The organism is Salmonella sp. SAL04196 (assembly GCF_046550835.1).
Taxonomy (GTDB): Bacteria; Pseudomonadota; Gammaproteobacteria; order Enterobacterales; family Enterobacteriaceae; genus Salmonella; species Salmonella enterica.
Genome location: NZ_JBGDXE010000004.1, coordinates 44,018 through 70,217, shown reverse-complemented (window position 1 = coordinate 70,217; position 26,200 = coordinate 44,018). Strand labels below are relative to the sequence as shown.

Here is a 26,200-nt window from a genome sequence, read left to right as displayed (position 1 = left end):
GCTCTACAAGGTTCGACACAGGCACCATACCTGGACAGTCGCTGCGCCGTTGCGCAAAAGCAGTTGCGCGATTTCCGCGACGGTACTTCCGGTAGTGACGACATCATCCACAATAACCATATGGAGACCCTGTACCGGCAATTCAAGGCGAAACGCGTTTTTCAAATTGCGCTTACGTAACCTGGCGCTGAGATGATGTTGTGTTGCGGTCGCCCGTACCCGCGTGATGGTTTGGCTGTCCCACGCGCAGCCAAGCCAGCGCGCTAACGGTTGACATAACAGATCGCTTTGGTTAAATCCCCGCCGCCAGTGTCGGCGCGACCAGAGCGGAACGCTGACGATTCTGTCGGGAAGCTGCAAGCCAGTGCTGCGGCGCGCCATGAGGACTTCCTGCAACAGTAGACGCGCCAGAGCGGCGGCAATTTCGCTGCGGCGGGTAAATTTAAGCTGATGCACCAGTAAACTCAAGGGCGGCGTATAGTCACTGACGCTCACCAGACGCTGCCAGGGCGGTGGTTTTTGCAGGCAGCGACCGCAGGGGAGCGAAGGATGCGCGGCAGGTAATCCGCATTGCGGACACAGGCTGACGCGCTGACGAACGGCGCGCGCGCATACGGAACAAATCCCCCAGTGGCTTAACGCCAGCGGCATTCGGCATAGCCAGCATAATCCCGGTACTGTTAGCATAGGTGCATCCTTGTTAGACAAAAGAGAACAGTAACTGATGAATGACATCTGGTGGCAGACCTACGGCGAGGGAAATTGTCATCTTGTGCTGCTGCACGGATGGGGATTGAACGCGGAGGTATGGCATTGCATTCGCGAGGAACTCGGCTCGCATTTTACGCTGCATCTGGTCGATTTGCCGGGCTATGGCCGTAGTTCGGGGTTTGGCGCTATGACGTTTGAAGAGATGACGGCGCAGGTAGCGAAGAACGCGCCGGACCAGGCTATCTGGCTTGGCTGGAGCCTGGGTGGCCTGGTGGCGAGTCAGATGGCGCTCACACACCCTGAACGCGTTCAGGCGCTGGTGACAGTCGCCTCTTCGCCATGCTTTAGTGCGCGTGAGGGGTGGCCGGGAATAAAACCGGAAATCCTCGGTGGATTCCAGCAGCAGCTTAGCGACGATTTTCAGCGCACGGTGGAGCGTTTTCTGGCGCTGCAAACGTTAGGGACGGAGACGGCGCGTCAGGATGCCCGCACCTTAAAAAGCGTGGTGCTGGCGCAGCCTATGCCGGATGTAGACGTGCTCAATGGCGGACTGGAAATCTTAAAAACGGTCGATCTACGAGAAGCGCTTAAAAATGTGAACATGCCGTTTTTGCGTTTGTATGGTTATCTGGACGGTCTGGTGCCGCGTAAAATTGTGCCTTTGCTCGATACGTTATGGCCGCACAGTACATCACAGATAATGGCGAAGGCGGCCCATGCGCCGTTTATCTCGCATCCGGCGGCGTTTTGTCAGGCGCTGATGACGCTAAAATCATCGCTGTAACCAGGGCGTTGCCGGGCCCGGACCATTCTGCCAGATTAATGGTTTTCAGATGCCAGATCGGCAGGCGCCAGCCCGGTAACCCTAAGCACGGTATCGCGATCGAAACCATCGTTTAGCATGGAGCGGGCAATGCGCAATGCGGCGAGCCGTTGGCCTTCCTGTTTGCCTTGCTGTAGCCCTTTCTGTAACCCGTTACGATGCCCTTCCTGACGTAATCTTTCTGCGATAGTCATGATCTTCTCCTTATGCTGTGGGATACGCATAGCCACCTGGCGGATAAACGTATTGAAGCGCGCGGCGTCGCCAGTGTGCATCATGTAATTAAACAAACTTTGAAGCTGGGTGTCATTAGCGTATCCCTTAACCAGCAGGGCGACCAGCTGTTCGACAAGCCCCATTAGATCACGCTGGCGGATGTGTTTTTGTATGAGTTCCAGCAGCGCGACCCGTCGGTGCCGCATAATCTCGTCGTCCGGCACGACCGTAATATCGACCAGAGGAAAGGCGGTGGCGTATAGCTTACGCGCCATCACCGGGTCGGCAAATTCATCCAGCCAGCATAATGAGAACGGATACGGGCTTCGGTTTCCGTGGTAAAACAGCATTGGCACCACTAACGGCAACGTCTTATGCCCGGCCTCCAGGTGCCGTTGCATTGCAGCCATCGCGTAACGCATCAGCCGAAATGCCATATGCGCGTCCGGCGTACTCTGATGTTCAATAACCACGTAAATGTAACCTTCACCTTCACTTGTTTCCAGCGACCAAAGAATATCGGAATAATGGGGGCGTAAATCCTCTTCAATAAAGCTACCGGACTCCAGCCGTAACGTATTCAGATTACAGATTTGACGTAATGTCGACGGGAGATGAATTTCCAAAAAATCCCGTGCAGTATCGGGGTGGCATAAAAACTGTTTGAATACCGCATCATGCGGCGTGGATGTTGTTGAGGTCGCCATATCGATCCGTCATCGGTGAAGTACAATGGCGTGACACTACGCGCAGACCGGGCTGATTGCAGTAGAGGATTAGTGCGCTTGCGAGACGCATGGGGAGATAAATGCGCACGGCGGTAACGCTTTCATCTTTGTGGAAGGCATGACGCAAAATTGCCCGGCAGCGTGACGCGTACCGGGCAACATAACGCGGGATAAAGGCCGGATAAGACGCGTTACGTCGCTACCCGGCGAAGGCTAACGCAAGGCCCACCATTCGCGCAGGCAGGCTTTACCTTCCGGACAACTTTTACAGCTGCCTGAAAGGCAGCCGTCCGGTTCTTCCGGGATACGTACCGCTTTACCCATGATCTCCAGTTGATTCAGCATGGCGTCGATCATGGGCTGCGGAGCGTGCAGCGTATGGCTGATTTGCGTTGCCTCCATACGCCCCCGTAGCGCCAGTAGATCGCGAACCTGTATCAATGAAGCCATTTTTTACATCCCTTAGTGACAATTGCCCGCAGTGCCCGAACAACAGGAACTGACGTTTTTGCGGGTTGCCAGCAGTTCAATGTCTACACGGCTGCGGGCGCGGCGCAACAGGCTTAACACCACAACGTTAAAGACGATCACTGCCAGAATACAGATCAGGCTGTATGTCGGGTGTTGACTGAAGCTGGTAACCTGGTAGAACAGCGTGGCGAGCGAATAGGCGATATTCAGCCCCCACAGGATGGAGAAGCCCATCCAGCCGCGGCTGGACTCGCGGGCGATAGCGCCCATTACCGAGATACACGGTACGTAAAGCAGGACGAAAATCAGGTAACTGTACGCCGCTGCGGCGCTGCCGAATTTTTGATCCATCACGCCCATCGCGCCGGTCGCCATTTCGCCGTCACCTTTACTCGCTTCGATCGGGTTAGCCAGTACGCTCAGGCTAAAGGTGTCTTTCAGGCTTTGCCAGGTATCGTCAACCGCGCCCAGCAGTTCATCGCCGAGGTGGAAGTCGGCAGGATTAAACGCTTCGTCCTGAATATTTTCGGCGGTGTAGAGCGTGTTCAGCGTACCGACGACAACCTCTTTCGCCATGGCGCCCGTAAACAGACCCACGGTCGCTTGCCAGTTATCCTCATGGACGCCGATCGGTTTAAAGACTGGCGTGATGATGCGGCTTACGGAGGCGAGGGCGGAGTCATTAATGTTATCGACGATTTTGCCGCTCAGCGAGAAACTGTTAAACGCGCTCAGGAAAATACTCACGATGATAATGACTTTACCGGCGCGTAGTACAAAACCTTTCAGGCGTTGCCAGGTCTGGATGATCAGGCTCTTGATATGCGGGACGTGGTAAACCGGCAGCTCCATCACAAACGGAGAGGCTTCGCCGCGCATAATGGTATGCTTCAGAATCAGGCCGGTTAATACCGCCATGACAATACCCAGCACGTATAGCGAGAAGACCGCCAGCGCGCCGTTTTGCCCGAAGAAGGCGGCGGCAAAGACGGCGAAAATCGCCAGGCGCGCGCCACAGGACATAAACGGCGCCATCATGATGGTCATCAGGCGTTCGCGCGGAGCGTCAAGCGTGCGGGCACCCATCACGGAAGGTACGTTACAGCCGAAGCCGACAATCAGCGGCACGAAGGATTTACCCGGTAGTCCCAGCGCCTGCATCAGGCGATCCATGACGAAGGCCGCGCGCGCCATATAACCGGAGTCTTCAAGGAAGGAGAGGAACAGGTACATCATCCCGATTTGCGGCACCAGCGGCAGGACGGTATTGATCCCGCCGCCAAGACCTTGCGCCAGGAAGATGGTTAACCAATCCGGGAAGTGCAGCGTGTAGCCAATCCATTGAATGCCATGAATAAAGATGGCGACGGAACCGGCATCAAACAGGGGTTGCAACGCGCCGCCGATGTTAATGGCGAGCAGGAACATCAGGTACATCACGAACAAAAAAATCGGTAAGCCGAGGAAGCGGTTCAGGATAATTTTATCGACCGCCCTGGTGAAGCGGCTGGGTTCGGCTGTCAGGGTATTGCTGACCACGTCGCAAATAGCGGCGATACACTGATAACGGGCGTCGGCGATATGCAGCGCCGGGTCGTCCATTTCGTCCTTCAGACGGGCCAGGGAGGTGTCCAGGTTTTGCGCCGCCTCGCCTGCGTAAGCCCGGCTGTAGATATCGCCCTCCAGCATTTGCAGACCCAGCCAGCGGCGCTGTTGTAAAGGCATCTCCTGGGCCATCGCGTCGGCCAGGAAATCCGCTTCGCGCAGCAGCGGCTGGGCATAATGCACCAGTTCGACGTTGTCGTTAGCGTTGTGACGGTCAATGGCCAGTTTCAGCGCCTCGATACCGCGACCGCGAGTCGATACCAGCGGTACGACAGGACAACCCAGACGCGTGGACAGAGCGTCGACATCAATACGAACCTGCTGTTTTTCAGCGATATCCAGCATATTGAGCGCGACAATACAGGGGATACCCAGCTCCAGCAGCTGCAGCGTCAAATAGAGGTTGCGCTCCAGATTGGAGGCGTCTACAACGTTTATCAACAGATCGGCGTCGCCGCTCAGGATGTAGTGGCAGGCGATCTGTTCGTCGAGAGAGGTTTGTGACGAGATGGTCGTCAGAGAATAGGTGCCGGGTAAATCTACCAGCGTGACCTGGTGGTCAGTTGTCGCGAACTGGCCCTCTTTACGCTCGACGGTGACGCCCGCCCAGTTCCCCACGCGCTGACGCGCGCCGGTGAGTTGGTTAAATAAGGTGGTCTTGCCGGAATTAGGATTACCAATTAAACCAATGGTTAATTTTTTCATTTTTATAGACTCACTGTATTAACAGGAAACCGCTTCCACTTCTATTAACGCCAAATCCTTTTTACGCAAAACCAGACTCACGCGTCGTGTTTCGATATGGATCGGATCGCCTAAGGGCGCGACGCGGACGACATTAAATGAAGAGCCGGGCAACATGCCGAGCGAAAGCAGTTTTTGACGATACGCCGGGCTGATTTCACGCGCAAAGCCGGTGATTTTCCACGCAGTGTCAGGAGTGAATTGCATACGACCTACTTGTTTCTTACTAACTGGATGTATACCTCATGCGGCGCTCAGGGGGGCGGCAGGAGACCCGATGTTTAGCCAACGAAGGAAAGAGTAAATAATCAACAACACAATGATAATGAGAATGGTTTCTATCTTCAACGATTAAAATGTGACGGAATGTACAAATAAGCGATAATTTGCGCCGATGTTGATATGGCTCAACATTTATTTGTCTTTTTGCAAATACCCCTAATGTGCAAATATTCACCGTTTTTAATGTTTAATTAAGGTTTCATCTGTTAATAAAGTGATAATTAATAGTGCGGATAGCAGAAGAAAATTAATTAACAGGTTCTAATGGGTAAGATTTAATTGTTAATTAAAAAAGAAAGGGTTGGACGTATTGCAAAATCGCAGGCCGGATAAGAAGTAACCCAGCCTGCGTATTACCCGATTAGCGTTTTTTTCCCATTGCGGCTGCCAGCGCGTCCATCATGGCGCTGTTACCAGCTGGCTGGGCGTCACGACCGCGCGGTTTCGCCGCTTTAGATGCCGGGCGGTTGCCCTGAGCGCGATCGGCGCCGCCGCCGCGGCGAGCGGCGGTTTCGCCGGGCTGTTCGTCCAGACGCATCGTCAGCGCAATACGCTTACGTTGCAGATCCACTTCCAGCACTTTCACCTTCACGATGTCGCCCGCTTTCACCACGGTGTGCGGATCTTCAACGAACTTATTCGAGAGCGAGGAGATATGCACCAGGCCATCCTGATGAACGCCGATATCGACAAACGCGCCGAAGTTAGTGACGTTAGTGACCGCCCCTTCCAGAATCATCCCCGGCAGCAGGTCGTTCATGGTTTCGACGCCATCGGCGAATTGCGCGGTTTTAAATTCAGGACGCGGGTCGCGGCCCGGTTTTTCCAGCTCTTTGATGATATCGCTCACGGTCGGCACGCCGAATTTATCGTCGGTAAAATCAGCGGCCTTGAGGTGACGCAATTCGTTGCTGTTGCCCATCAGATCTTTTAGCGCTTGCTGCGTCGCCGCCAGAATGCGTTCGACAACCGGATAGGCTTCCGGGTGGACGGTGGAGGCATCCAGCGGGTTATCGCCGTGGTTAATACGCAGGAAGCCCGCGCACTGCTCAAACGCTTTCGGCCCCAGACGGCTCACCTTCAACAGTTGCTGGCGGTTCTGAAACTGACCGTTCTCATCGCGCCAGGCGACGATGTTTTGCGCCATCATGCGCGTTAAGCCCGCGACGCGGGTCAGCAGCGGTACGGAGGCGGTATTCAAATCGACGCCGACGGCGTTTACGCAGTCTTCGACCACCGCATCCAGCTTACGCGCCAGCTGCGTCTGGCTGACATCGTGTTGATATTGGCCGACGCCGATCGATTTCGGATCGATTTTCACCAGTTCCGCCAGCGGATCCTGCAGGCGACGCGCGATAGAGACCGCGCCGCGCAGGGAGACGTCGAGATCCGGAAACTCCTGCGCCGCCAGCTCAGAAGCGGAATACACGGACGCCCCCGCTTCGCTGACGATCACTTTCTGCGCCGTCACGTTCGGGAACTGTTTCTGTACGTCGAGATAGAAGCGTTCGGTTTCACGCGAGGCCGTACCGTTGCCAATCGCGACCAGTTCGACGTGGTATTTTTCGCACAGCGCGGCGATCACGGTAGCCGCTTTGGCCGCCTGACCGGTATGCGGATAAATGGTATCCGTCGCCACCAGCTTGCCGGTGCCGTCAACGACAGCGACTTTTACGCCGGTACGCAGGCCAGGATCAAGGCCCATCGTGGCGCGCAGGCCTGCGGGGGCTGCCATCAGCAGGTCGTGCAGGTTACGGGCAAACACGTTAATCGCTTCATCTTCCGCACGTTCGCGCACGGTGCCCATCAGTTCGGTTTCGAGGTGCATTAAGACTTTGATACGCCACGTCCAGCTCACTACGCCTTTGCGCCAGCTATCCGCCGGGGCGTTATTTAGCCGCAGGCCGAGATGGTCCATGATGATTTGCTCGCAGTAGCTTTCTTTCGGCGGCTCATCAAACTGTGGGTCGGCATTGAGCGAAAGTTGCAGAATGCCTTCGTTACGACCACGGAACATGGCCAGCGCACGGTGAGACGGGACGTTAGCAATGGGCTCATGATGGTCGAAATAGTCGCGGAATTTTGCCCCTTCTTCCTCTTTGTCGCTCACGACCGTGGCGACCAGATGGGCGTTCTTCCACAGGTAATCACGCACTTTCGCCAGCAATGCGGCGTCTTCGGCAAAGCGCTCCATCAGAATGTAGCGTGCGCCGTCGAGCGCGGCTTTCGTGTCCGCCACGCCTTTGTCGCCATCAATGTACTTTGCCGCTTCCACGTCAGGATCGTGGGACGGTTCGTTCCAGAGCAGATCGGCCAGCGGCTCAAGGCCGGCTTCAATGGCGATTTGTCCACGGGTGCGGCGTTTAGGTTTATAGGGCAGGTAGAGGTCTTCGAGCTCGGTCTTACTTAACGTAGCGTTGATGGCGCCAGCCAGCTCATCGGTCAGTTTGCCTTGTTCGGAAATGGACTTGAGGATGGCCTGACGCCTGTCTTCCAGCTCACGCAGATAGCCCAGACGCGTTTCCAGGTTACGCAACTGCGTGTCATCCAGACCGCCGGTGATTTCTTTACGATAACGTGCGATAAACGGCACGGTGTTCCCTTCGTCAAGCAGGCGAACGGCAGCTTCAACCTGCCCGGCATTTGCCTGGATTTCACCCGCAATAATGCGGCAGAAAGAATCATTCATCATGGGTTAGCTTCGTCTTCAGGATAAAAATCAGGGGATAGTTATACGGATTGGCTGGCAAAAATGCCAGCCATCAGCGGGGGCTTAGGATTCTTCTTGTCTTATTTGACGTATTCGATCGCATTGACGTACCAGTTTGCTTCGCCGACAGGGGTGTTGACCACCGCCAGATCGCCCACTTCTTTTTTCAGTAGCGCCCGCGCCATCGGCGAGTCGATAGAGATGTAATCCTTACGTCCGAAAATTTCATCGTAGCCGACAATGCGGAACTTCAGCGTATCGCCGTCATCATTTTCAATTTCCACCCAGGCGCCGAAGAAGACTTTGCCCTCCTGCTGCGGGGAATAATCCACGATTTTGAGATTTTCCATGCATTTGGTCAGATATCTGACGCGTCTGTCGATCTCACGCAGGCGCTTTTTATTATACTGATAGTCGGCATTCTCGCTGCGGTCGCCCAGACTCGCAGCCCAGGTCACTTTTTTGGTGACCTCCGGGCGCTCTTCACGCCAGAGATAATTGAGCTCTTGTTTGAGTGTTTCGTACCCTTCGCGGGTGATCAGGGGCGTTTTCATCTCGTTGATTTACCTTTGCTGTCGATATTGCGCACACGGGGTATAACGTGATCGTCCCGACAGAATAAATAATGGGGTTGCCGATTAATTGTATATTTAAGCTGCTGTTAAATATGCTTTGTAACAATTTAGCCTGAAATTCATACCAGAATTTGCTGGTGACTCACGTGAGCTTTTTTAAGAATACACACTTACATTTGTTGCGAACCTTTGGGAGTACAGACAATGCAAGAGAATTATAAGATTCTGGTGGTTGATGACGATATGCGTCTGCGGGCGCTACTGGAACGTTATCTGACCGAGCAGGGCTTCCAGGTTCGAAGCGTCGCTAACGCCGAGCAGATGGATCGTCTGCTGACCCGTGAATCTTTCCATCTCATGGTACTGGATTTAATGCTGCCAGGTGAAGATGGTCTGTCGATTTGTCGTCGCCTGCGTAGTCAAAGTAATCCAATGCCGATCATTATGGTCACGGCGAAGGGTGAAGAGGTTGACCGTATCGTCGGGCTGGAAATCGGCGCCGATGACTACATTCCTAAACCGTTTAACCCGCGCGAGCTGTTGGCGCGTATCCGCGCCGTGCTACGTCGTCAGGCAAACGAACTGCCCGGCGCGCCGTCGCAGGAAGAGGCCGTTATCGCGTTCGGTAAGTTTAAACTGAACCTCGGTACGCGCGAGATGTTCCGTGAAGATGAACCGATGCCGCTGACCAGCGGGGAGTTTGCGGTACTGAAAGCGCTGGTAAGCCACCCGCGCGAGCCGCTCTCTCGCGATAAGCTGATGAATCTGGCCCGTGGCCGCGAGTATTCCGCGATGGAACGCTCCATCGACGTCCAGATCTCCCGCCTGCGCCGTATGGTGGAAGAAGATCCGGCGCATCCGCGTTATATTCAAACCGTATGGGGCCTGGGCTACGTCTTTGTACCGGACGGTTCTAAAGCATGAGGCGAATGCGCTTCTCGCCGCGAAGTTCATTTGCCCGCACGCTGTTGCTCATCGTCACCTTGCTGTTCGTCAGCCTGGTGACGACCTACCTGGTGGTGCTGAACTTCGCGATTTTGCCGAGCCTCCAGCAGTTTAATAAGGTTCTGGCTTACGAAGTCCGTATGCTGATGACCGATAAGCTGCAACTGGAGGACGGCACGCAGTTAGTCGTGCCGCCTGCGTTTCGTCGGGAAATCTATCGCGAGCTGGGGATCTCTCTCTACACCAACGAAGCCGCTGAAGAGGCCGGGCTGCGTTGGGCGCAACACTACGAATTCTTAAGCCACCAGATGGCGCAGCAATTAGGCGGCCCGACGGAAGTGCGCGTTGAGGTCAACAAAAGCTCGCCTGTCGTGTGGCTCAAAACCTGGCTGTCGCCCAATATCTGGGTGCGCGTGCCGCTGACTGAAATTCATCAGGGCGATTTTTCTCCGCTTTTCCGTTACACGCTGGCGATCATGCTCCTGGCGATAGGCGGCGCGTGGCTATTTATTCGTATACAGAACCGACCGTTAGTGGATCTTGAACATGCCGCCCTGCAGGTAGGGAAGGGAATTATTCCGCCGCCGCTGCGTGAATATGGCGCCTCTGAGGTGCGCTCTGTGACTCGGGCGTTTAACCATATGGCAGCCGGCGTGAAACAATTGGCTGATGACCGTACGCTATTGATGGCGGGCGTCAGCCACGACTTGCGCACGCCGCTGACTCGTATTCGTCTGGCGACGGAGATGATGGGCGAGGAAGACGGTTATCTCGCGGAGTCGATCAATAAAGACATCGAAGAGTGTAACGCCATTATCGAACAGTTTATTGACTATCTGCGTACCGGTCAGGAAATGCCAATGGAGATGGCGGATCTCAATTCCGTACTGGGCGAGGTGATTGCGGCGGAAAGCGGCTATGAGCGTGAGATTAACACTGCGCTTCAGGCAGGCAGTATCCAGGTGAAAATGCACCCGCTCTCGATTAAGCGCGCGGTGGCGAATATGGTGGTCAATGCTGCCCGTTATGGCAACGGTTGGATTAAGGTCAGCAGCGGCACTGAGTCGCATCGCGCCTGGTTCCAGGTAGAAGATGACGGGCCGGGCATTAAGCCGGAGCAGCGTAAACATCTGTTCCAGCCTTTTGTGCGTGGCGACAGCGCCCGTAGCACCAGCGGCACAGGGCTGGGGCTGGCGATTGTGCAGCGCATTATCGATAACCATAACGGGATGCTGGAGATTGGCACCAGCGAGCGTGGCGGATTGTCGATTCGCGCCTGGCTACCGGTTCCTGTGGCTCGCGTCCAGGGGACGACAAAAGAGGCATAAGAAAGGGAGGTATTACCCTCCCTTTCTTCTTAACGCTGGATGACGCAGTTCAAAGCCGCCATCCGGCCTGTTCCTTACAGCTTCGGTCCGGCGCTAACCAGCGCTTCGCCTGCCGGGGTATCCGTATACTTCTCGAAGTTCTCAATGAACAGTTTCGCCAGCGCGGTGGCTTTTTCCTGCCATTGTTCCGGCGACGCGTAGGTGTTACGCGGGTCGAGAATGTGGGTATCCACGCCTGGCAGTTCAGTCGGGATCGCCAGATCGAACAGCGGCAGACGGAAGGTTTCCGCGTTATCAAGAGAACCGTTCAGAATGGCGTCGATAATCGCGCGCGTATCTTTGATGGAGATACGTTTGCCGGTGCCATTCCAGCCGGTGTTAACCAGATAAGCCTGCGCGCCTGCTGCCTGCATACGTTTCACCAGCACCTCAGCATACTGCGTCGGGTGCAGCGTCAGGAACGCGGCGCCGAAGCAGGCGGAGAAGGTGGGGGTCGGTTCGGTGACGCCGCGTTCGGTGCCGGCCAGTTTAGCGGTGAAACCCGACAGGAAGTGGTACTGCGTCTGGTTAGCGGTTAAACGGGAAACCGGCGGCAACACGCCGAAAGCATCCGCCGTCAGGAAGATAACCTTCGTGGCGTGACCTGCTTTGGACACAGGCTTAACGATGTTATCGATATGATAGATCGGGTAAGAGACACGGGTGTTTTCGGTTTTGGAACCATCGTCGAAATCAACGGTGCCGTCTTCGCGCACGGTGACGTTTTCCAGCAGCGCATCACGGCGAATCGCATGATAAATTTCTGGCTCCGCTTCTTTCGACAGTTTGATGGTTTTGGCGTAGCAGCCGCCTTCAAAGTTGAACACGCCGTCGTCATCCCAACCGTGCTCATCATCGCCAATCAGACGACGTTTCGGGTCGGTGGACAGAGTGGTTTTTCCGGTACCGGAAAGGCCGAAGAAGACCGCGACATCGCCTTTTTCACCCACGTTGGCGGAACAGTGCATTGAGGCGATACCTTTGAGCGGCAGCAGGTAGTTCATTACCGAGAACATCCCTTTTTTCATTTCGCCGCCGTACCAGGTGCCGCCAATAAGCTGAATACGCTCAGTCAGGTTGAACGCCACGAAGTTTTCCGAGTTCAGCCCTTGCTCTTTCCACTGCGGGTTGGTGCACTTCGCGCCGTTCATGACAATAAAGTCAGGTTTGAAGCCTACCAGCTCTTCGTCCGTTGGGCGAATGAACATATTTTTAACGAAGTGGGCCTGCCAGGCGACTTCCGTAATAAAGCGCACGGAAAGGCGCGTATCGGCATTTGCGCCGCAGAATGCATCAACAATGAATAAGCGTTTACCGGAAAGCTGATGCGTCACCAGATCTTTCAGGTGTTGCCAGGTTTCTTGGGAAAGCGGCTTATTATCGTTTTTACCTTTACCCTTATCGGACCACCACAGCGTATCACGCGTGGTGTCGTCGCGAACAATATACTTATCCTTAGGCGAACGACCGGTAAAAATACCGGTATCAACGGCAACAGCGCCCAGGTTAGTTAACACGCCACGCTCATAGCCTTCCAGACCAGGATTAAGTTCTTCCTGATAAAGGGTGTCGTAGCTGGGATTGTAAACGATATCCTGGACGTCGTTGATACCATAAGCCTTGAGATCTTGCGGGGTTAAATTGTTAACGCGCATATCACTGCTCCTTAGCCAATATATATTACCGAAAATAGTAAGGTTTTTTGAGGTTGGTTAACCGCGACAAGGCTCATAGATTTACGTATCTGGACAAAATCACGATTGACGAAAAACACTGTGACTCCTGTCACGCAGCGGCGGTTATTATGGCAGGAAACCTACTTTTGTTGTGGAAAATGTTCTGAAAACGTTAAAAGGAAGTGTTTTTGACCGACATAATGTGACTGTAATCGCATTCATGTAAGAAAGTTACGTAACACCAACATTAACAATATCGATTCACCTCTCTGCGTTTTTTTCTGAATTATGCATGACGACGCCTGGCGGTGAACAGATGATGCAATAATGCGACTTTCTCATCATTCTGGATAACGACATGGAAAGTGTAGCGCTTTCACGTACTACTCGCTGGGGTATGTTGCTCACCGGTTTGCTGCAGGGCGTCTTGTGCTACCTGCTGATGGCCTGGCTGGTACCACAAAATAGCGACTGGCTGTTCTATGGTATGCCTGCGACGATAGCGTTGTCGTCAATGCTATTGCTTACCGTGGTCTCTTTTAAACAGCGCGCGCTGTGGGGCTGGCTGGGGCTGATCTTTGTGGTCGTGCTGGCAATGAGCGGCTGGCTGAAATGGCAGGTTGAGGCGGTGGAGAAATGGCGCCTGGCTGAGCTCCTCTGGCTGTATGGTCTCCGGCTTGTGTTGATGGCGATGCTGGTATTGCCCTGGATGCAATATCAGCTACATTCGCAAACCGGTTCGGCGCGTTATCCCCAGTTTTATCTGCGGTTATGGCATAACGTACTGACATTGTTTATCGTCCTGGTCGCCAACGGACTGTTCTGGCTGGTGCTTCTGCTCTGGAGCGCGCTATTCAGGCTGGTGGGCATCCGCTTTTTCAGCACCCTCTTCTTTGAAACTGAAGCCTTTATTTATGTGACCATCGGCCTGATTACGGCGCTGGCGGTCATTCTCGCCCGCACGCAGTCGCGCCTTGTGGCGGCGGTGCAAAAGCTGCTGACGCTGATCGCGACAGGTTTACTGCCGGTGGTGTCGCTGCTGGCATTGCTGTTTATTGTGACGTTACCCTTTACCGGACTGGAAGCGATTTCTGCGCGTGTTTCCGCTGCGGGGCTGCTATCCACGCTGACGCTGATGCTGCTGCTCCTCGTGGCGATTGTCAACGAACCGCAAAAGCGCGTATTACCCTATCCGCGCGTACTACGCGGCATGATTAGCGCCTCGCTGTGCGTTGCCCCGATATATATGCTGCTGGCGGGCTGGGCGTTATGGGTACGCATTCAGCAATACGGCTGGACGCCGGATCGTCTGTATGGCGCGCTGACGGCGTCTGTCTTGCTGGTATGGTCCTTCGGTTATCTGATCGGTCTGTTACGCCGCGGACGCGACCCTGGTGAGTGGCAAGGCAAGGTGATACTGAGCGTCTCTTTGTTGACACTGGTGATATTGCTGTTGCTGGCCTCGCCTGTACTTGATGTCTGGCGTATTAGCGTCAACAGCCATATGGCGCGTTACCATAGCGGTAAAATTACTGCGGATCAGATCAGCCTGTATATGCTGGATCACAGCGGCAAACCTGGCCAGGAAGCGCTGAAATCGTTGCGGGATGACGAGGCGTTTACGCAGAACAGAAAGCGCAATCGTGAACTGATGACGTTTTTGCAGAGAAATAAGGTCTCTCCGACGGCGGACGATTTAGCGCGGGTGGTGATGATTGCGCCCGGTAGCCAGAAGCCGGATGCCGCATTTTGGGCGTTTGTCAAAGAGCAGAGTTATTCGGACGATTCCTGCCTTGAACCGGATGCCTGCGTGCTGGTGAGTCAGGATCTTAACGGCGACGGTCAGCCTGAGCAGGTGCTGTATAACTTTATTGTTGCCGAGAGCCAGGTCTACGGCTTAAAAGAGGGGAAATGGACGCAGAAAGCGTTCGCCCGATTGCCGGACGGGTTTTCTAAGACGCAACTGTTGCACGCGATTGCCGGGCATCGGTTAGACTCAGCCCCCAAAGCCTGGCGCGATATCATTATTGATGGTAAGCGGTTGGATGTGGATTACTACAACGAGTAAGCTTTTTGCCGGATGGCGGTATAAATGCCTTATCCGGCCTACGGAGCGGGATGCTGTAGGCCAGATAAGCGCAGCGCCATCAGGCAATGACGTTGCTGACTACGAGGCGATTAGTGAACCTGTGGATCGGCAGGAGAGGCGTTGTTACGGATCTCCGCGATATCCATCGCATTGAACAGATAATGATTGCCGCAGTAATCGCAGTGCATATCGATTTCGCCTTCTTCCGCCAGAATGCTGTCCACTTCTTCATCCGGCAATGTTTTCAGCGCGCCCGCGCAACGTTCGCGTGAACAGGTGCATTTGAATTCAACATCTTGCGGATCGTAGAGCGTGACTTCTTCTTCGTGATACAAACGCCACAGCACGTCATTTGCCGGTAACGTCAGCAGCTCTTCGCTTTTAATGGTTTCCGTCAACATAGCCAGATGGTCGAAATCCTCCGCCTGCGCGTTCTGTGCTGGCATCACCTGGAGCAACATTCCACCTGCCGCCGGTTTACCGTCGACATCGCCGGTACGGATAAACAGGCGCGTCGGCAACTGCTCGGAGCGCAGGAAGTAATCTTCCAGGCACGCCGCCAGAGTATCGCCTTCCAGACCCACCACGCCCTGATAGCGTTCACCCTCTTCCGGCGTAATGGTGATCACCAGATAGCCGTTGCCAACCAGCGTTTTGAGATCCGCATTGTCAGGGATGTCGCCCTGAACGCGAGCCACGCCGCGCATCTGCTGCTGATTATTGCCATTGATCACCGCCAGGCTTAACGGCCCGTCGCCCTGGAGCTGTACCGTAATGTCACCGGCAAACTTCAGCGTTGCGGTCAGCAGGCTAGTGGCGACCAGCAGTTCGGCCAGTACGGTTTTCACCGGCTGCGGGTAGGTATGATTGTCGAGGATCTGTTGCAAGGTTTCCGAAACGGTCACCAGCTCGCCGCGAACGGCAAAGTTTTCAAACAGATAACGATGTAATTGGTCATGTTGCGGCATAATCATCTCTCTTGCGGGTGACAGTTATTCGCTGTCGCCGTGTTTAAATCGTAACAGGTCGCGGCGCTCTTTCTTGTCCGGTCGCCTGTCCGGATGCGGCATGGTCAGGGCGTTAAGCTTGCGCGCCTGCGCCATTTTTTCGCGTTTTTCCACGCTTTCCGCCGTCTCTTCATACAGAGCGACGGCTTCGCTGGCCGGACGGCGCTGTTCGGTGATGGCTTTAACGATCACCGTCCGTTCGTCATTTCCCTGACGCAGGCTAAGGGTAGCGTTCAGCTCGACGATTTTGCTCGGCTTACTGCGCTGGCCGTTGTAATGCACCTTACCGCCTTCAATCATCTCGCGGGCCAGCGCGCGGGTTTTATAAAAACGCGCGGCCCACAGCCATTTATCCAGTCTGACCTCAACGGAGGACTTTTCTTTCATGGCGTCTCCTTCACATCAGCGAGGGGATCAGACGGCGGTAGTCGTTCAGAGACGGATGGCGCGTATAGTGCTTTTCCGCCAGGCCGGAATCGGGATTCGTCACGCCAAGACAGTAGCGAATACCAAACCGGGCGGCGGCGTCGAGAATCGGTTCGCTGTCATCGATAAACAGCGTTTTCTCTGCGCTTATTCCCGTTTCCTCAGTGACAGCGCGCCATAACCGCTGATCCTCTTTGGGATAACCAAATGTGTGGGTGGAAAGTAATAAATCAAGGTGTGAGGCCAGACCGGTATGCTCCAGCTTCACCGCCAGGTTATGTGGATGCGCATTGGTGAGCAGAATCCGACGTTTCCCGCTGGCTTTTAATGCATTCAGAAACGGTACGGTATCGTCGCGCAAAACGGCGCGCGGCCCTTGCGCCGTCGTCATGGCGCAAATATCCAGACCCAGACGCTCGCTCCAGTAATCCAGACAGTACCAGTTTAGCGTATGCTGTACGGCATGATACTGCTGGCGAATATATTCCTGCGCGTCCTGCGGCGAAATACCCTGCTGCGCGCCGTAGGTTTCCGGTACCAGCTTTTGCCAGAAATAGTTATCGAACGCGAGATCGAGCAGCGTGCCGTCCATATCCAGCAAAACGGTATCCACGTTTTGCCAGTCAATATCAATATGCATGGGGAACTCCAGGGTAACGCAATTTGCGCGACAGGGTAGCATACCCTGTCGCACGGCGGCGCTATCAGATGAGATTTTCCGGAGAGACGGTTAACCTGGGATTGAGGCAGCTTTCATAGTATTCCTGGATGTCCGCCATACGGGTACGGTGGCGTTGATAACGTCTGAACGCCTGAATGCCGTTGTAGACCGCGCTCACTATCATTGCCAACATCAGCAGCGTGGTGCCGAGGTAACGCCACCAGCCGGATTTATCGGGGATACGATGCAGGCTGATATGCTGCGTACCGTTGGCATCGGTATACACGCTGGTGACAATGCCCTCGGCGCTAAATGGCGTCTGCATGAGCGTTTGCGCCAGACGCTGGAAGGCGCTCCACTGTTCCTGCGCGGGATAGTCATACAGCGGCGTTGACGGCCAGGCCTGATCAACCAGTTCGCTGCCTTCATCGCTGGCGATCAGGAATCCGCCGGGAGCGGGGCTATTCAGCGACTGGGCGGCACGCGCGGTCTCGCGAGAAATAAACGGCGCCGTTGAGGTCGTGACCAGATTTTCCAGCGACTCTGCGCTTACGGGGCGTAGCAGCACGTTGACGCCGTCCAGTTTGCCGGCGTTCGCGCGTTTCACCAGCGCGTTCCAGTCCTTACTGTTACCGAGATTAACCAGCGCATTTTTCAGGCGCACGCACTCGTCTTCCGCCGCGCACAAATCAGCGGTTTTCAGAACAATATCGCCAAAGTCATCTAATAATACCATGCCCGATTTTTGGATCGCGGAGCGTAAAGATGCGCTGACGCGCGAGTCGTCTTCGGGTTTTGGATGGAGCTGACGATTTACCGCCTGGCTTAGCGCCATCGCTTTATTCACCAGGTCTGATTCCGGCAGCGGTAGCGCAGGCGCGTCATTCCAGATGATTTGCGAGCAATCGAACGGCATAAACGGTGAGTTAGACTGGCCGCTCCAGGTCGCCCCGGAATGAATATTACACATTCCTTTACCGCTCAGGTGCAGCGTATCACCCACCCGCACGCCAGCCTTTTCAAGCTGTTTTACCGTTGTCGCTTCAATGGTTTGCGCGCCTTTCATCCACGATAGCGTGAACTTGATTGGCATATCCAGCGGGATCCAGAACAGCAGCATAAACAACACCAGCAGCGAACCGATAGCAATAACAGTGCTGCGTAACCAGTGCTGCAACGGAAAGTTTTTCACTTCATCATGCAGGGATAAAAACCGGCCCTGGCGGGCGACATGGCGATCAAGGTAAATATCAATATCCGTTTGTTGCCCAAGATCCTGCGTAATGTAGGGTTGCCAGTGGGCAGGGTAAATAAGGTCGATGATGCCCAGCGAAATATTGTTAATCTGCTCCTGATTATTCTCCCCAAACAGTCCCCAGCGGCGGGGCGTTCCCCGCAGACAGTGAATTTCCCGCAGCGCGCTTTTCGACGGCGGCGCAAAAAGTCCCCAAAGTCCGGCTGCCAGCAGCAGGATCGCGCCGCCTATCATCCACGGTACAAAAACGTCTGGTGTTATCAGACAGAAAAAGAATAACAAAAAGGAGGCGACGATTAACAACGCTTCGCGCAAGCCAGCCGGGCGGCTGAGCGCATATTCTTCGTGGGTCTCCTGACGGATATTCAACAGCTCAATCTGCTCGCTCTCTTCGCCGCGAATCGACGCCTGCGTAGAGGCCGTATTCTGTAGCGCGTAGCCGCGCGACTCCTGCATATACTCTTGCAGCGTATGGCCGTTTAAAGAGATCACCAGCGGCAGCGTATCCGTGAGGATCAGCTCAACGTTGTTTTCATCATTGATGTACTGTTCCCAGAAAGGCGGCAGATGGACTTCGACGGAGTCGAGGTAGTAGCGCCATTTATTAGGATCGTCAGTGGTAATGCCGTAGCGGGTGATGGAGTGGGTCAGTATCACGACACTGTTGCTTTCCGCGTTCAGCGTCAGCGAGATGGGCGCAGCACTGGCACCTGTCGGCCCCGGAACTTGCTGGATCTGGCTAAGGTTATCGAGATAGTTTTCTACCGCGCTGCGCTCTTCGGGCAACAGTTTACGCGTTTGCGCGTCCTGAAAGGCGCTGATCCACGGTAAGCTCCCTCGTCTGGACTTTACCCGGAACCGCCATATTGCCAGTAGAGAGCAGGCCAGCAAAGCAGCTATAAAAATCAGAATGGTGCTCATGCTTTCCCCATCTTACTAAGTCTGTCAGGCGTGGTCAGTCGCACCCTGTCCAATAAACATTTTTCTGTGGTTGGCTATCGGCAAGCGTGGAGTTGAACTTGAGCATTGTAAAGCGCATCCCAGTGAAGGCAAATCATAGCAATACCACCAAAAACGGAATATCAGCAAATTCCTGGAGTTATTTCAACCTATTGACTTTTAATTTGAAATAAGAATTAATTTTTATTACGTTACATAAATGTAAATAAACGGCAATTCGCATTGCCGAAACCGTGCGGTATGTCGCACAATGACCACAGATTACACTGCAAAGATTCTCACAATGAGCAAATCATTACAAAAACCCACCATTCTGAAAGTGGAAACCGTCGCACAATCCCGACTGTTTAACGTAGAAAGCGTGGATCTGGAGTTCAGCAACGGCGTGCGTCGCGTGTATGAACGTATGCGACCATCAACCCGTGAGGCGGTAATGATTGTGCCGATCGTTGATGAGCATCTGATTCTTATTCGTGAGTATGCGGTGGGAACCGAATCCTATGAGCTGGGCTTCTCGAAAGGATTGATCGACCCGGGCGAGACCGTTTTTGAAGCGGCGAACCGGGAGCTCAAAGAAGAGGTCGGGTTTGGCGCGCATAACCTGACCTTCTTAAAAAAACTCAGCATGGCGCCCTCTTATTTTTCCAGCAAAATGAATATCGTGGTGGCGGAAGATCTCTATCCGGAGTCGCTGGAAGGCGACGAGCCTGAGCCATTGCCGCAGGTACGCTGGCCGCTGGCGCATTTAATGGATCTGCTGGAAGACCCCGATTTTAACGAGGCCCGCAACGTCAGCGCGCTGTTTCTGGTACGCGAGTGGTTGAAAGCGCAGGGCCGAATTGCCTGATGGCGCGGCGTTGATCAAGCCAACGGGAGGTTCGTCTCCCCGTTCGCCGTCATCCGCTAAACACAATAAAAAAGGCGCCGGAGCGCCTTTTTTGATCAGAACAGTTCGTGTGTTTCACCATTATCAATAATGGTGGTTCCCACCTCGTGTACCGCCTGTTGTGTCGGCTGCGTGCCTTCGATGAAATACTCTTCACGGCTGTTACCGCCGCTCGCCAGTTGTCCGGTACTGCGGTCGATATTCACCGTGACAATGCCCGGCGGCGGCGTTAGCGGCTGTTCCGGCACGCCTTCCAGCACGGCTTTCATATAGGCGTCCCATGCAGGTTGCGCGCTCTTCGCGCCGCCCTCATAGCCGGAGATTTGATCTTTGATCGCGCCGGAAGCGGTAGTGCGGCCTAAATCACGGCGGTGATCGTCAAAGCCGATCCATACGGAAGTGACGACGCCAGGACCATAGCCGGAGAACCATGCGTCTTTCGAGCTGTTGGTCGTACCGGTTTTGCCGCCGATATCGCGACGTTTAAGGTCGCGCGCCGCACGCCAGCCGGTACCCATCCAGCCGGGTTCGCCGAAGATATTGGTGTTCAGCGCGCTTTTGATCAGAAACGCCAGCGGCGTATTGATCACATGCGGCGCGTACTCCTGCGTGCCGTTTTGCGCGACCAGCGCCTGGTTTGCCTGTTCCAGCTCAGGCATCGGTACGGCGCTGTTTTGCTGCTCTTGCGAAACCGCGACCTCTTCCACATTGGTGTTTTCCAGCACGTCGGATTTCTGCGTATTGCCGTAAATGACCGGGATATCGCACTCCGGGCAGGCGATTTTCGGTTTCGCTTCGAAGATCACGCCGCCCTGATCGTTCTCAATCTTGCTGATGAAATACGGGTCGATCAGGAAACCGCCGTTCGCCATCACCGCATAACCGCGCGCAACCTGCATCGGCGTGAAGGAGGCGGAGCCCAGCGCCAGCGATTCGGTATGCACGATATTCTGCGCCGGGAAGCCGAAGCGTTGCAGATACTCCGCCGCATAGTCGACGCCCATGGCGCGCATGGCGCGTACCATCACCACGTTTTTCGACTGCCCCAGCCCCTGGCGTAAACGAATCGGTCCGGCGTACTGCGGCGGGGAGTTTTTCGGACGCCAGTCTGAACCTGCCCCGGCGTCCCAGCGGGAAATCGGCACATCGTTGAGCATACTGGCAAGCGTCAGCCCTTTATCCATTGCGGCGGTGTAGAGGAACGGTTTGATGTTCGACCCCACCTGACGCAAAGCTTGCGTCGCGCGGTTAAATTTACTCTGATTAAAATCGAAACCGCCGACCAGCGCCAGTACCGCGCCTGTTTGCGGGTTAAGCGAAACCAGCGCGGAGTTCACTTCCGGTACCTGCGCCAGCCACCAGTCGTTATCCACCTGACGAACCCAGATTTGCTGACCTGTCTGGACGACATCGGTAACTTTACGCGGCGTCGGCCCCTGCTGTGTATCCGAGCGGTAAGGCCGCGCCCAACGCATTCCTTCCATACGTAGCGAAACGGACGTACCGTCGGCAAGCGCAGCGGTCGCCTCTTGCGGATTAGCGCTGGTGACCACGGCGGGAAGCAGCGGTCCGTAGGTCGGCAACGCTTTCAACGTATCGGTAATTTTTTTACTGTCCCACGCCGTTTCGCCCACTTTCCATAGCACATTCGCCGGGCCGCGATAACCGTGGCGCATGTCATAGTCCAGCACGTTATTACGCACCGCCTGTTGCGCGGCCTGCTGCACTTTGCGGGTGATGGTCGTGTAAATACGATAACCATCTTCGTAGGCGCTTTCGCCATAACGGTTATACATTTCCTGGCGCACCATTTCCGACAGATAAGGTGCGGAGAAGGCGATTTCCGGCGCGTGATAATTTGCGTCGATAGGTTCGCTACGGGCCTGATCGTACTGCGCCTGAGTGATATATCCCTCGCTTAACATTCGCGAAAGCACTACGTTACGGCGCGCTATCGCCCGATCCATCGAGTAGAGCGGGTTAAAGGTAGAAGGCGCTTTAGGTAGCCCGGCGATAACCGCCATTTCGCTTAGGCTAAGCTGGTCGACCGTCTTACCAAAGTAGACCTGTGCCGCCGCGCCAACGCCATAGGCGCGGTAGCCGAGATAGATCTTGTTCAGATAGAGTTCGAGGATCTCATTTTTATTCAGCATCTGCTCAATACGAATCGCCAGAAACGCTTCCTTGATCTTGCGCATCAGCGTGCGTTCGGGGCTAAGGAAGAAGTTTCGCGCCAGTTGCTGGGTAATGGTACTTGCTCCCTGCGATGCGTGACCGGAGAAGAGCGCGACGCTGGCCGCACGGAAAATACCTACCGGGTCAATGCCGTGATGCTCATAAAAGCGGCTATCTTCGGTGGCGATAAAGGCGTTGATCATTTCCGGCGGAATTTGATCGAGCGTAACGGGAATACGACGTTTTTCGCCATATTGCGCGATAAGTTCGCCATCCGCGCTGTAAACCTGCATCGGAATTTGCAAACGCACATCTTTCAATGTCGCGACGTCAGGTAGCTGCGGCTCAATATAGCGATAAAGGCCATAAATCGAGCCTGCTCCCAGCAGGATGCAACATACTGCAAGGATCAATAAATACTTTACGAACTTCACTGGAGATTTCCCATTTAGTGTCATTTGGGCAGTTTATAAACAAACGCGCGGTAGTATAAAGGCAAGCCAGACGCATTGATATACCCGTTAACGCGACGGGTGATAAGGAGATCGACCGTTATGGCTTTTAAAACCTGGCAAATAGGATTGCATATTCAGCAGCATGAAGCGCTGGCCATCGCCGTTATTCGCGGCGCATCGGGCTGGTCTCTGCAACGTTGGTGGCGACTGCCGCTGATGAACGCCTCCACGGCAGAGGGTACGATTCCTGACCCGCAATCGCTGGCTCACGTACTGCGACCCTGGAGCCGCGAGCTGCCGCTACGTCACCGTATTTATCTCTCTTTTCCCGCAAATCGGACATTGCAACGCGCTTTTCCACATCCGCCGATGCGTCTGCGGGAACGTGAGCAAGTCGCATGGCTTTCACAAACGATGGCGCGTGAGCTGGATATGGATCCGGACTTATTGCGTTTCGACTTTCAGGACGATGCGCTGAGCCCCGCGTTCAACGTTACCGCCGTGCAAAGCAAAGAAATTTCAGCGCTGTTAACGCTGGCGCAAACGCTCAATGTGCGCATCGCTGCTGTAACTCCCGATGCCTGCGCGTTACAGCGCTTGCTGCCGTTTATACCTTCGGGGCGGCAATGTCTGGTCTGGCGCGATGAGAGCCAGTGGCTGTGGGCGACGCGCTATGCGTGGGGGCGTAAATCGGCGTGCGAGGCGACGACGCTGCATGATCTTGCCGCGACGTTATCCGTCGTGCCGGAACATATTTCGTTATGCGCCGAAGGCGAATTCGACCCCTGGCGCGTCGTTACCGTCCGCCAACCGCCGGTTCCGCCGGACGGTTATCGCTTTGCGATTGCGCTGGGTTTAGCCATGGGGGAGATACGCTGATGGCGCATTCTGTCAATTTGCTCCCCTGGCGGCACCAACATTACGTAGCGCGTCTGCGGCTGTGGTGCGTGGTATGGGGCGCGTCCCTGCTGCTGATAGCAAGCCTCGCGACGATCGCCCGGTTGGTTTTTTGGCAGGAGGGGAGGATTAATGAACTGCTACTGACGGCGGAAAACGGACGCACGACGGCGCTTGCGGCGAACATACCGCAGTTGCAGCAGCGTCAGCGGCAGCAACAGGCGCGATTACAACGTCAGGCGCAGCGTGAACTGACGCAAGCCTGGCAATCTATCTTGACTGACCTTGCCAACCTGTTGCCAGATCAGGCATGGCTGACAAGCCTCAATTATCAGCAAGAGACGCTAGAGCTGGAAGGGCTGGCGAGAACGTTTGACGCCCTGCTCACGCTTGAGACATCGCTTCGTCACTATGTCAGTTTTCCGCTAAACCGCACGGGCGCCACGCGGCAGGATGCGCAAGGGCGCTGGCAGTTCCATTATCAGTTAACGAGGAGCGCCGCCCGTGAACGCGCTCTTTGATATCTGGTACGGGATGTCGCGCCGTGGTCGGGTTTTTTGTTGGTGTGCAGGCGTGCTGTGCCTGACGCTGACGGTCGCGTTATCTGTGGGCTATCCCGGCTGGAAAACGCTGGATACGCAACAAACGCGGTTAAGCCAGCAGCGCGAGGCCGCCCGACAACAGTGGCGTCATCTGCGCCGTCTGAGCGTCGCGGCTGAACCGCTTTTCGGGCGCACCGTTGAAAATCCGCGTCCTTTTTCGCCGTTAGATTTCCAGGCTCCTCCCCTGCGTTTGCTGCACTGGCAGCCATCGGCGCAGGGGGGAGAAATGGCGCTGAAAACGTCCTGGGATGCGGTGCCGTCACTGTTTGTCCGGTTGGCCGAAAGCGAGATGAGCGTAAGTCGGTTTTCATTGCGTAGAGAGGGGGCGGAATTATTGATAACGCTGCAACTGGAGCGCCTGGCGAATGAAGGCTAGCCGTAGTGTATTGCTCTGTTTTTGTTTGCTGACGTTGACAGGAATGCGCGATCCCTTCCGCCCGCCGGAAGATCGCTGCCGGATAGCGGAACTCTCGCAGTGGCGATATCAGGGCGCGGTACGTAAAGGCGAGCGATGGACAGGCATTCTTAAAGATAGCCAGCAAAAATGGCGGCGAGTGGAAGAAGGGCAGACGCTGGAAAACGGTTGGACGATTGTCCGCCTGACGGCGGAAGCCTTAACGTTAACGACCGGTAAAAATTGTGCGCCGCCGCAGTGGCGGTGGCTACGTCAGGGAGCGGGCAATGAAGCGATGGATAGCCATAATACTGATAGTCTTGATGCCCGCCGCACAGGCGGGAAAAGCGGCGAAAGTGACGCTGGTGGTTGACGACGTCCCTGTGGTGCAGGTTTTGCAGACTTTAGCCGAGCAGGAGCGGCAGAATCTGGTGGTGTCGCCGGACGTCAGCGGGACATTATCGCTACATCTGACGGATGTGCCGTGGAAACAGGCGCTACAGACGGTGGTCAATAGCGCTGGGCTGGTGCTGCGTCAGGAGGGGAATATTCTCCATGTTCATTCACAGGCCTGGCAGAAAGAACACAGTGCGCGGCAGGATGCCGAGCGGTTAAGGCTTCAGGCTAATTTACCGCTGGAAAACCGCAGCATTAGCCTGCAATACGCCGATGCCGCCGAACTGGCGAAAGCGGGCGAGAAACTCCTGAGCGCGAAGGGAACCATCATGGTAGATAAGCGCACCAACCGCCTGCTGTTGCGCGATAATCGCGCGGCCCTGGCGGAGTTGGAAAAATGGGTATCGCAAATGGATCTGCCGGTGGCGCAGGTGGAACTGGCGGCGCATATCGTCACCATTAACGAAAAGAGTCTACGGGAACTGGGCGTAAAGTGGACGCTGGCTGACGCGACGCAAGCGGGCGCGGTGGGTGACGTGACGACGCTTTCCAGTGATTTATCCGTCGCCGCCGCCACCTCACGCGTCGGGTTTAACATCGGGCGCATTAACGGACGCTTGCTGGATCTAGAGCTGTCAGCGCTGGAACAAAAGCAGCAGTTGGATATTATCGCCAGCCCCCGGCTGCTGGCTTCGCATCTGCAGCCAGCCAGTATCAAGCAAGGCAGCGAAATTCCTTATCAGGTTTCCAGCGGCGAAAGCGGCGCGACCTCCGTGGAATTTAAAGAAGCGGTGCTGGGAATGGAAGTGACGCCCACCGTTTTGCAAAAAGGGCGCATCCGCCTGAAGTTACATATCAGCCAGAATGTCCCCGGTCAGGTACTACAACAGGCTGACGGCGAAGTGCTGGCGATAGATAAACAGGAAATTGAAACGCAGGTAGAGGTAAAAAGCGGCGAGACGCTGGCGCTGGGCGGTATTTTTTCGCGAAAAAATAAATCGGGTAGCGATAGCGTGCCGCTGCTGGGGGATATTCCCTGGCTTGGTCAGCTCTTCCGCCATGACGGCAAAGAGGACGAGCGACGCGAATTAGTGGTGTTTATCACCCCCAGACTGGTGGCGACAGAATAATTTATGCATAAAAA

At 55.0% G+C, this 26,200-nt stretch carries 23 protein-coding genes; 10 read left to right on the top strand and 13 right to left on the bottom strand.

Going from position 1 to position 26,200, the window contains the following annotated elements:
• Positions 1-3 precede the first annotated feature (3 nt).
• Positions 4-687, bottom strand: coding sequence for a DNA utilization protein GntX (gntX, locus tag ACLJPE_RS15485; protein WP_000958733.1), 684 nt, complete (start codon positions 685-687; stop codon positions 4-6).
• A gap of 37 nt (positions 688-724) precedes the next feature.
• On the opposite strand from gntX, the gene bioH reads away from it, so the two are divergent.
• The gene (gene bioH, locus ACLJPE_RS15480) at positions 725-1,495 is read left to right on the top strand and encodes a pimeloyl-ACP methyl ester esterase BioH (RefSeq protein WP_000998138.1); all 771 of its coding nucleotides are present in this window, start codon (positions 725-727) and stop codon (positions 1,493-1,495) included.
• A 35-nt stretch (positions 1,496-1,530) separates the two neighbouring features.
• Here bioH and ACLJPE_RS15475 read toward each other — a convergent pair whose 3' ends face one another.
• The 6 genes from ACLJPE_RS15475 to greB form a co-directional block, all read right to left on the bottom strand.
• Entirely contained in the window at positions 1,531-2,457 is a 927-nt protein-coding gene (locus ACLJPE_RS15475) for an Rpn family recombination-promoting nuclease/putative transposase (RefSeq protein WP_023212575.1), read from the bottom strand.
• A 234-nt stretch (positions 2,458-2,691) separates the two neighbouring features.
• Positions 2,692-2,928, bottom strand: coding sequence for a [Fe-S]-dependent transcriptional repressor FeoC (feoC, locus tag ACLJPE_RS15470; RefSeq protein WP_000157589.1), 237 nt, complete (start codon positions 2,926-2,928; stop codon positions 2,692-2,694).
• 12 nt (positions 2,929-2,940) lie between these two features.
• A complete protein-coding gene (feoB, locus tag ACLJPE_RS15465) occupies positions 2,941-5,259 on the bottom strand; it encodes a Fe(2+) transporter permease subunit FeoB (RefSeq protein ID WP_052893982.1) in 2,319 nt (772 codons plus the stop codon).
• An 18-nt stretch (positions 5,260-5,277) separates the two neighbouring features.
• Complete coding sequence (gene feoA / locus ACLJPE_RS15460) at positions 5,278-5,505, bottom strand: ferrous iron transporter A (RefSeq protein ID WP_001160955.1); 228 nt, start codon at positions 5,503-5,505, stop codon at positions 5,278-5,280.
• Positions 5,506-5,941: 436 nt separating this feature from the next.
• On the bottom strand, positions 5,942-8,272 hold the full coding sequence (locus tag ACLJPE_RS15455; RefSeq protein ID WP_000980654.1) for a Tex family protein: 2,331 nt from the start codon (positions 8,270-8,272) through the stop codon (positions 5,942-5,944).
• A 98-nt stretch (positions 8,273-8,370) separates the two neighbouring features.
• Entirely contained in the window at positions 8,371-8,844 is a 474-nt protein-coding gene (greB, locus tag ACLJPE_RS15450) for a transcription elongation factor GreB (RefSeq protein ID WP_000856695.1), read from the bottom strand.
• A gap of 225 nt (positions 8,845-9,069) precedes the next feature.
• Between greB and ompR the strand changes: the two genes are divergently transcribed.
• Both ompR and envZ read left to right on the top strand, forming a co-directional pair.
• A complete protein-coding gene (gene ompR, locus ACLJPE_RS15445; RefSeq protein ID WP_001157751.1) occupies positions 9,070-9,789 on the top strand; it encodes a two-component system response regulator OmpR in 720 nt (239 codons plus the stop codon).
• Positions 9,786-11,138, top strand: coding sequence for a two-component system sensor histidine kinase EnvZ (envZ, locus tag ACLJPE_RS15440; RefSeq protein WP_001253818.1), 1,353 nt, complete (start codon positions 9,786-9,788; stop codon positions 11,136-11,138). The genes ompR and envZ overlap by 4 nt, the downstream gene beginning before the upstream one ends.
• Before the next feature lie 74 nt (positions 11,139-11,212).
• Here the strand turns inward: envZ and pckA are convergent, their stop codons facing one another.
• Positions 11,213-12,832: a phosphoenolpyruvate carboxykinase (ATP) gene (gene pckA, locus ACLJPE_RS15435; protein WP_001265685.1), complete on the bottom strand. Its 1,620-nt coding sequence runs from the start codon at positions 12,830-12,832 to the stop codon at positions 11,213-11,215.
• Positions 12,833-13,211: 379 nt separating this feature from the next.
• Here pckA and ACLJPE_RS15430 point away from each other — a divergent pair, with 379 nt between their 5' ends.
• Complete coding sequence (locus tag ACLJPE_RS15430) at positions 13,212-14,921, top strand: DUF4153 domain-containing protein (protein ID WP_031602073.1); 1,710 nt, start codon at positions 13,212-13,214, stop codon at positions 14,919-14,921.
• 110 nt (positions 14,922-15,031) lie between these two features.
• Here ACLJPE_RS15430 and hslO read toward each other — a convergent pair whose 3' ends face one another.
• The 4 genes from hslO to igaA all read right to left on the bottom strand — a co-directional run bounded on the left by hslO (position 15,032) and on the right by igaA (position 19,212).
• A complete protein-coding gene (gene hslO, locus ACLJPE_RS15425; protein WP_001135571.1) occupies positions 15,032-15,910 on the bottom strand; it encodes an Hsp33 family molecular chaperone HslO in 879 nt (292 codons plus the stop codon).
• Positions 15,911-15,934: 24 nt separating this feature from the next.
• Positions 15,935-16,336: a ribosome-associated heat shock protein Hsp15 gene (gene hslR, locus ACLJPE_RS15420; protein ID WP_000660718.1), complete on the bottom strand. Its 402-nt coding sequence runs from the start codon at positions 16,334-16,336 to the stop codon at positions 15,935-15,937.
• 10 nt (positions 16,337-16,346) lie between these two features.
• Positions 16,347-17,015, bottom strand: a complete 669-nt coding sequence (gene yrfG, locus ACLJPE_RS15415) for a GMP/IMP nucleotidase (protein WP_001520508.1) — start codon at positions 17,013-17,015, stop codon at positions 16,347-16,349.
• Between the two features lie 64 nt (positions 17,016-17,079).
• Entirely contained in the window at positions 17,080-19,212 is a 2,133-nt protein-coding gene (gene igaA, locus ACLJPE_RS15410) for an intracellular growth attenuator protein IgaA (RefSeq protein WP_000104092.1), read from the bottom strand.
• A gap of 322 nt (positions 19,213-19,534) precedes the next feature.
• Between igaA and nudE the strand changes: the two genes are divergently transcribed.
• Positions 19,535-20,098, top strand: a complete 564-nt coding sequence (gene nudE / locus ACLJPE_RS15405; protein ID WP_000045725.1) for an ADP compounds hydrolase NudE — start codon at positions 19,535-19,537, stop codon at positions 20,096-20,098.
• 95 nt (positions 20,099-20,193) lie between these two features.
• On the opposite strand, the gene mrcA is transcribed toward nudE, so the two are convergent.
• Positions 20,194-22,746, bottom strand: coding sequence for a peptidoglycan glycosyltransferase/peptidoglycan DD-transpeptidase MrcA (mrcA, locus tag ACLJPE_RS15400; protein WP_000673824.1), 2,553 nt, complete (start codon positions 22,744-22,746; stop codon positions 20,194-20,196).
• Between the two features lie 120 nt (positions 22,747-22,866).
• Here mrcA and ACLJPE_RS15395 point away from each other — a divergent pair, with 120 nt between their 5' ends.
• The 5 genes from ACLJPE_RS15395 to hofQ are packed head-to-tail and all read left to right on the top strand — an operon-like array spanning position 22,867 to position 26,186.
• Positions 22,867-23,646 carry a hypothetical protein gene (locus tag ACLJPE_RS15395; RefSeq protein WP_000874737.1) on the top strand — a complete coding sequence of 260 codons (780 nt, stop codon included), beginning with the start codon at positions 22,867-22,869 and terminating at the stop codon, positions 23,644-23,646.
• Complete coding sequence (locus tag ACLJPE_RS15390; RefSeq protein WP_000951377.1) at positions 23,646-24,185, top strand: PilN domain-containing protein; 540 nt, start codon at positions 23,646-23,648, stop codon at positions 24,183-24,185. Before ACLJPE_RS15395 ends, ACLJPE_RS15390 begins: the two co-directional genes overlap by 1 nt.
• Positions 24,169-24,642 carry a hypothetical protein gene (locus tag ACLJPE_RS15385; RefSeq protein ID WP_000992486.1) on the top strand — a complete coding sequence of 158 codons (474 nt, stop codon included), beginning with the start codon at positions 24,169-24,171 and terminating at the stop codon, positions 24,640-24,642. Before ACLJPE_RS15390 ends, ACLJPE_RS15385 begins: the two co-directional genes overlap by 17 nt.
• Entirely contained in the window at positions 24,632-25,033 is a 402-nt protein-coding gene (locus tag ACLJPE_RS15380) for a HofP DNA utilization family protein (RefSeq protein ID WP_000648142.1), read from the top strand. The genes ACLJPE_RS15385 and ACLJPE_RS15380 overlap by 11 nt, the downstream gene beginning before the upstream one ends.
• Positions 24,948-26,186: a DNA uptake porin HofQ gene (gene hofQ / locus ACLJPE_RS15375; RefSeq protein WP_000832820.1), complete on the top strand. Its 1,239-nt coding sequence runs from the start codon at positions 24,948-24,950 to the stop codon at positions 26,184-26,186. The genes ACLJPE_RS15380 and hofQ overlap by 86 nt, the downstream gene beginning before the upstream one ends.
• Positions 26,187-26,200 lie beyond the last annotated feature (14 nt).

Coding starts and splice junctions, on each gene's coding strand:
- gntX (WP_000958733.1), bottom strand. CDS start 687: ATGCTAACAGTACCGGGATTATGCTGGCTATGCCGAATGCCGCTGGCG.
- bioH (WP_000998138.1), top strand. CDS start 725: ATGAATGACATCTGGTGGCAGACCTACGGCGAGGGAAATTGTCATCTT.
- ACLJPE_RS15475 (WP_023212575.1), bottom strand. CDS start 2,457: ATGGCGACCTCAACAACATCCACGCCGCATGATGCGGTATTCAAACAG.
- feoC (WP_000157589.1), bottom strand. CDS start 2,928: ATGGCTTCATTGATACAGGTTCGCGATCTACTGGCGCTACGGGGGCGT.
- feoB (WP_052893982.1), bottom strand. CDS start 5,259: ATGAAAAAATTAACCATTGGTTTAATTGGTAATCCTAATTCCGGCAAG.
- feoA (WP_001160955.1), bottom strand. CDS start 5,505: ATGCAATTCACTCCTGACACTGCGTGGAAAATCACCGGCTTTGCGCGT.
- ACLJPE_RS15455 (WP_000980654.1), bottom strand. CDS start 8,272: ATGATGAATGATTCTTTCTGCCGCATTATTGCGGGTGAAATCCAGGCA.
- greB (WP_000856695.1), bottom strand. CDS start 8,844: ATGAAAACGCCCCTGATCACCCGCGAAGGGTACGAAACACTCAAACAA.
- ompR (WP_001157751.1), top strand. CDS start 9,070: ATGCAAGAGAATTATAAGATTCTGGTGGTTGATGACGATATGCGTCTG.
- envZ (WP_001253818.1), top strand. CDS start 9,786: ATGAGGCGAATGCGCTTCTCGCCGCGAAGTTCATTTGCCCGCACGCTG.
- pckA (WP_001265685.1), bottom strand. CDS start 12,832: ATGCGCGTTAACAATTTAACCCCGCAAGATCTCAAGGCTTATGGTATC.
- ACLJPE_RS15430 (WP_031602073.1), top strand. CDS start 13,212: ATGGAAAGTGTAGCGCTTTCACGTACTACTCGCTGGGGTATGTTGCTC.
- hslO (WP_001135571.1), bottom strand. CDS start 15,910: ATGCCGCAACATGACCAATTACATCGTTATCTGTTTGAAAACTTTGCC.
- hslR (WP_000660718.1), bottom strand. CDS start 16,336: ATGAAAGAAAAGTCCTCCGTTGAGGTCAGACTGGATAAATGGCTGTGG.
- yrfG (WP_001520508.1), bottom strand. CDS start 17,015: ATGCATATTGATATTGACTGGCAAAACGTGGATACCGTTTTGCTGGAT.
- igaA (WP_000104092.1), bottom strand. CDS start 19,212: ATGAGCACCATTCTGATTTTTATAGCTGCTTTGCTGGCCTGCTCTCTA.
- nudE (WP_000045725.1), top strand. CDS start 19,535: ATGAGCAAATCATTACAAAAACCCACCATTCTGAAAGTGGAAACCGTC.
- ACLJPE_RS15395 (WP_000874737.1), top strand. CDS start 22,867: ATGGCTTTTAAAACCTGGCAAATAGGATTGCATATTCAGCAGCATGAA.
- ACLJPE_RS15390 (WP_000951377.1), top strand. CDS start 23,646: ATGGCGCATTCTGTCAATTTGCTCCCCTGGCGGCACCAACATTACGTA.
- ACLJPE_RS15380 (WP_000648142.1), top strand. CDS start 24,632: ATGAAGGCTAGCCGTAGTGTATTGCTCTGTTTTTGTTTGCTGACGTTG.
- hofQ (WP_000832820.1), top strand. CDS start 24,948: ATGAAGCGATGGATAGCCATAATACTGATAGTCTTGATGCCCGCCGCA.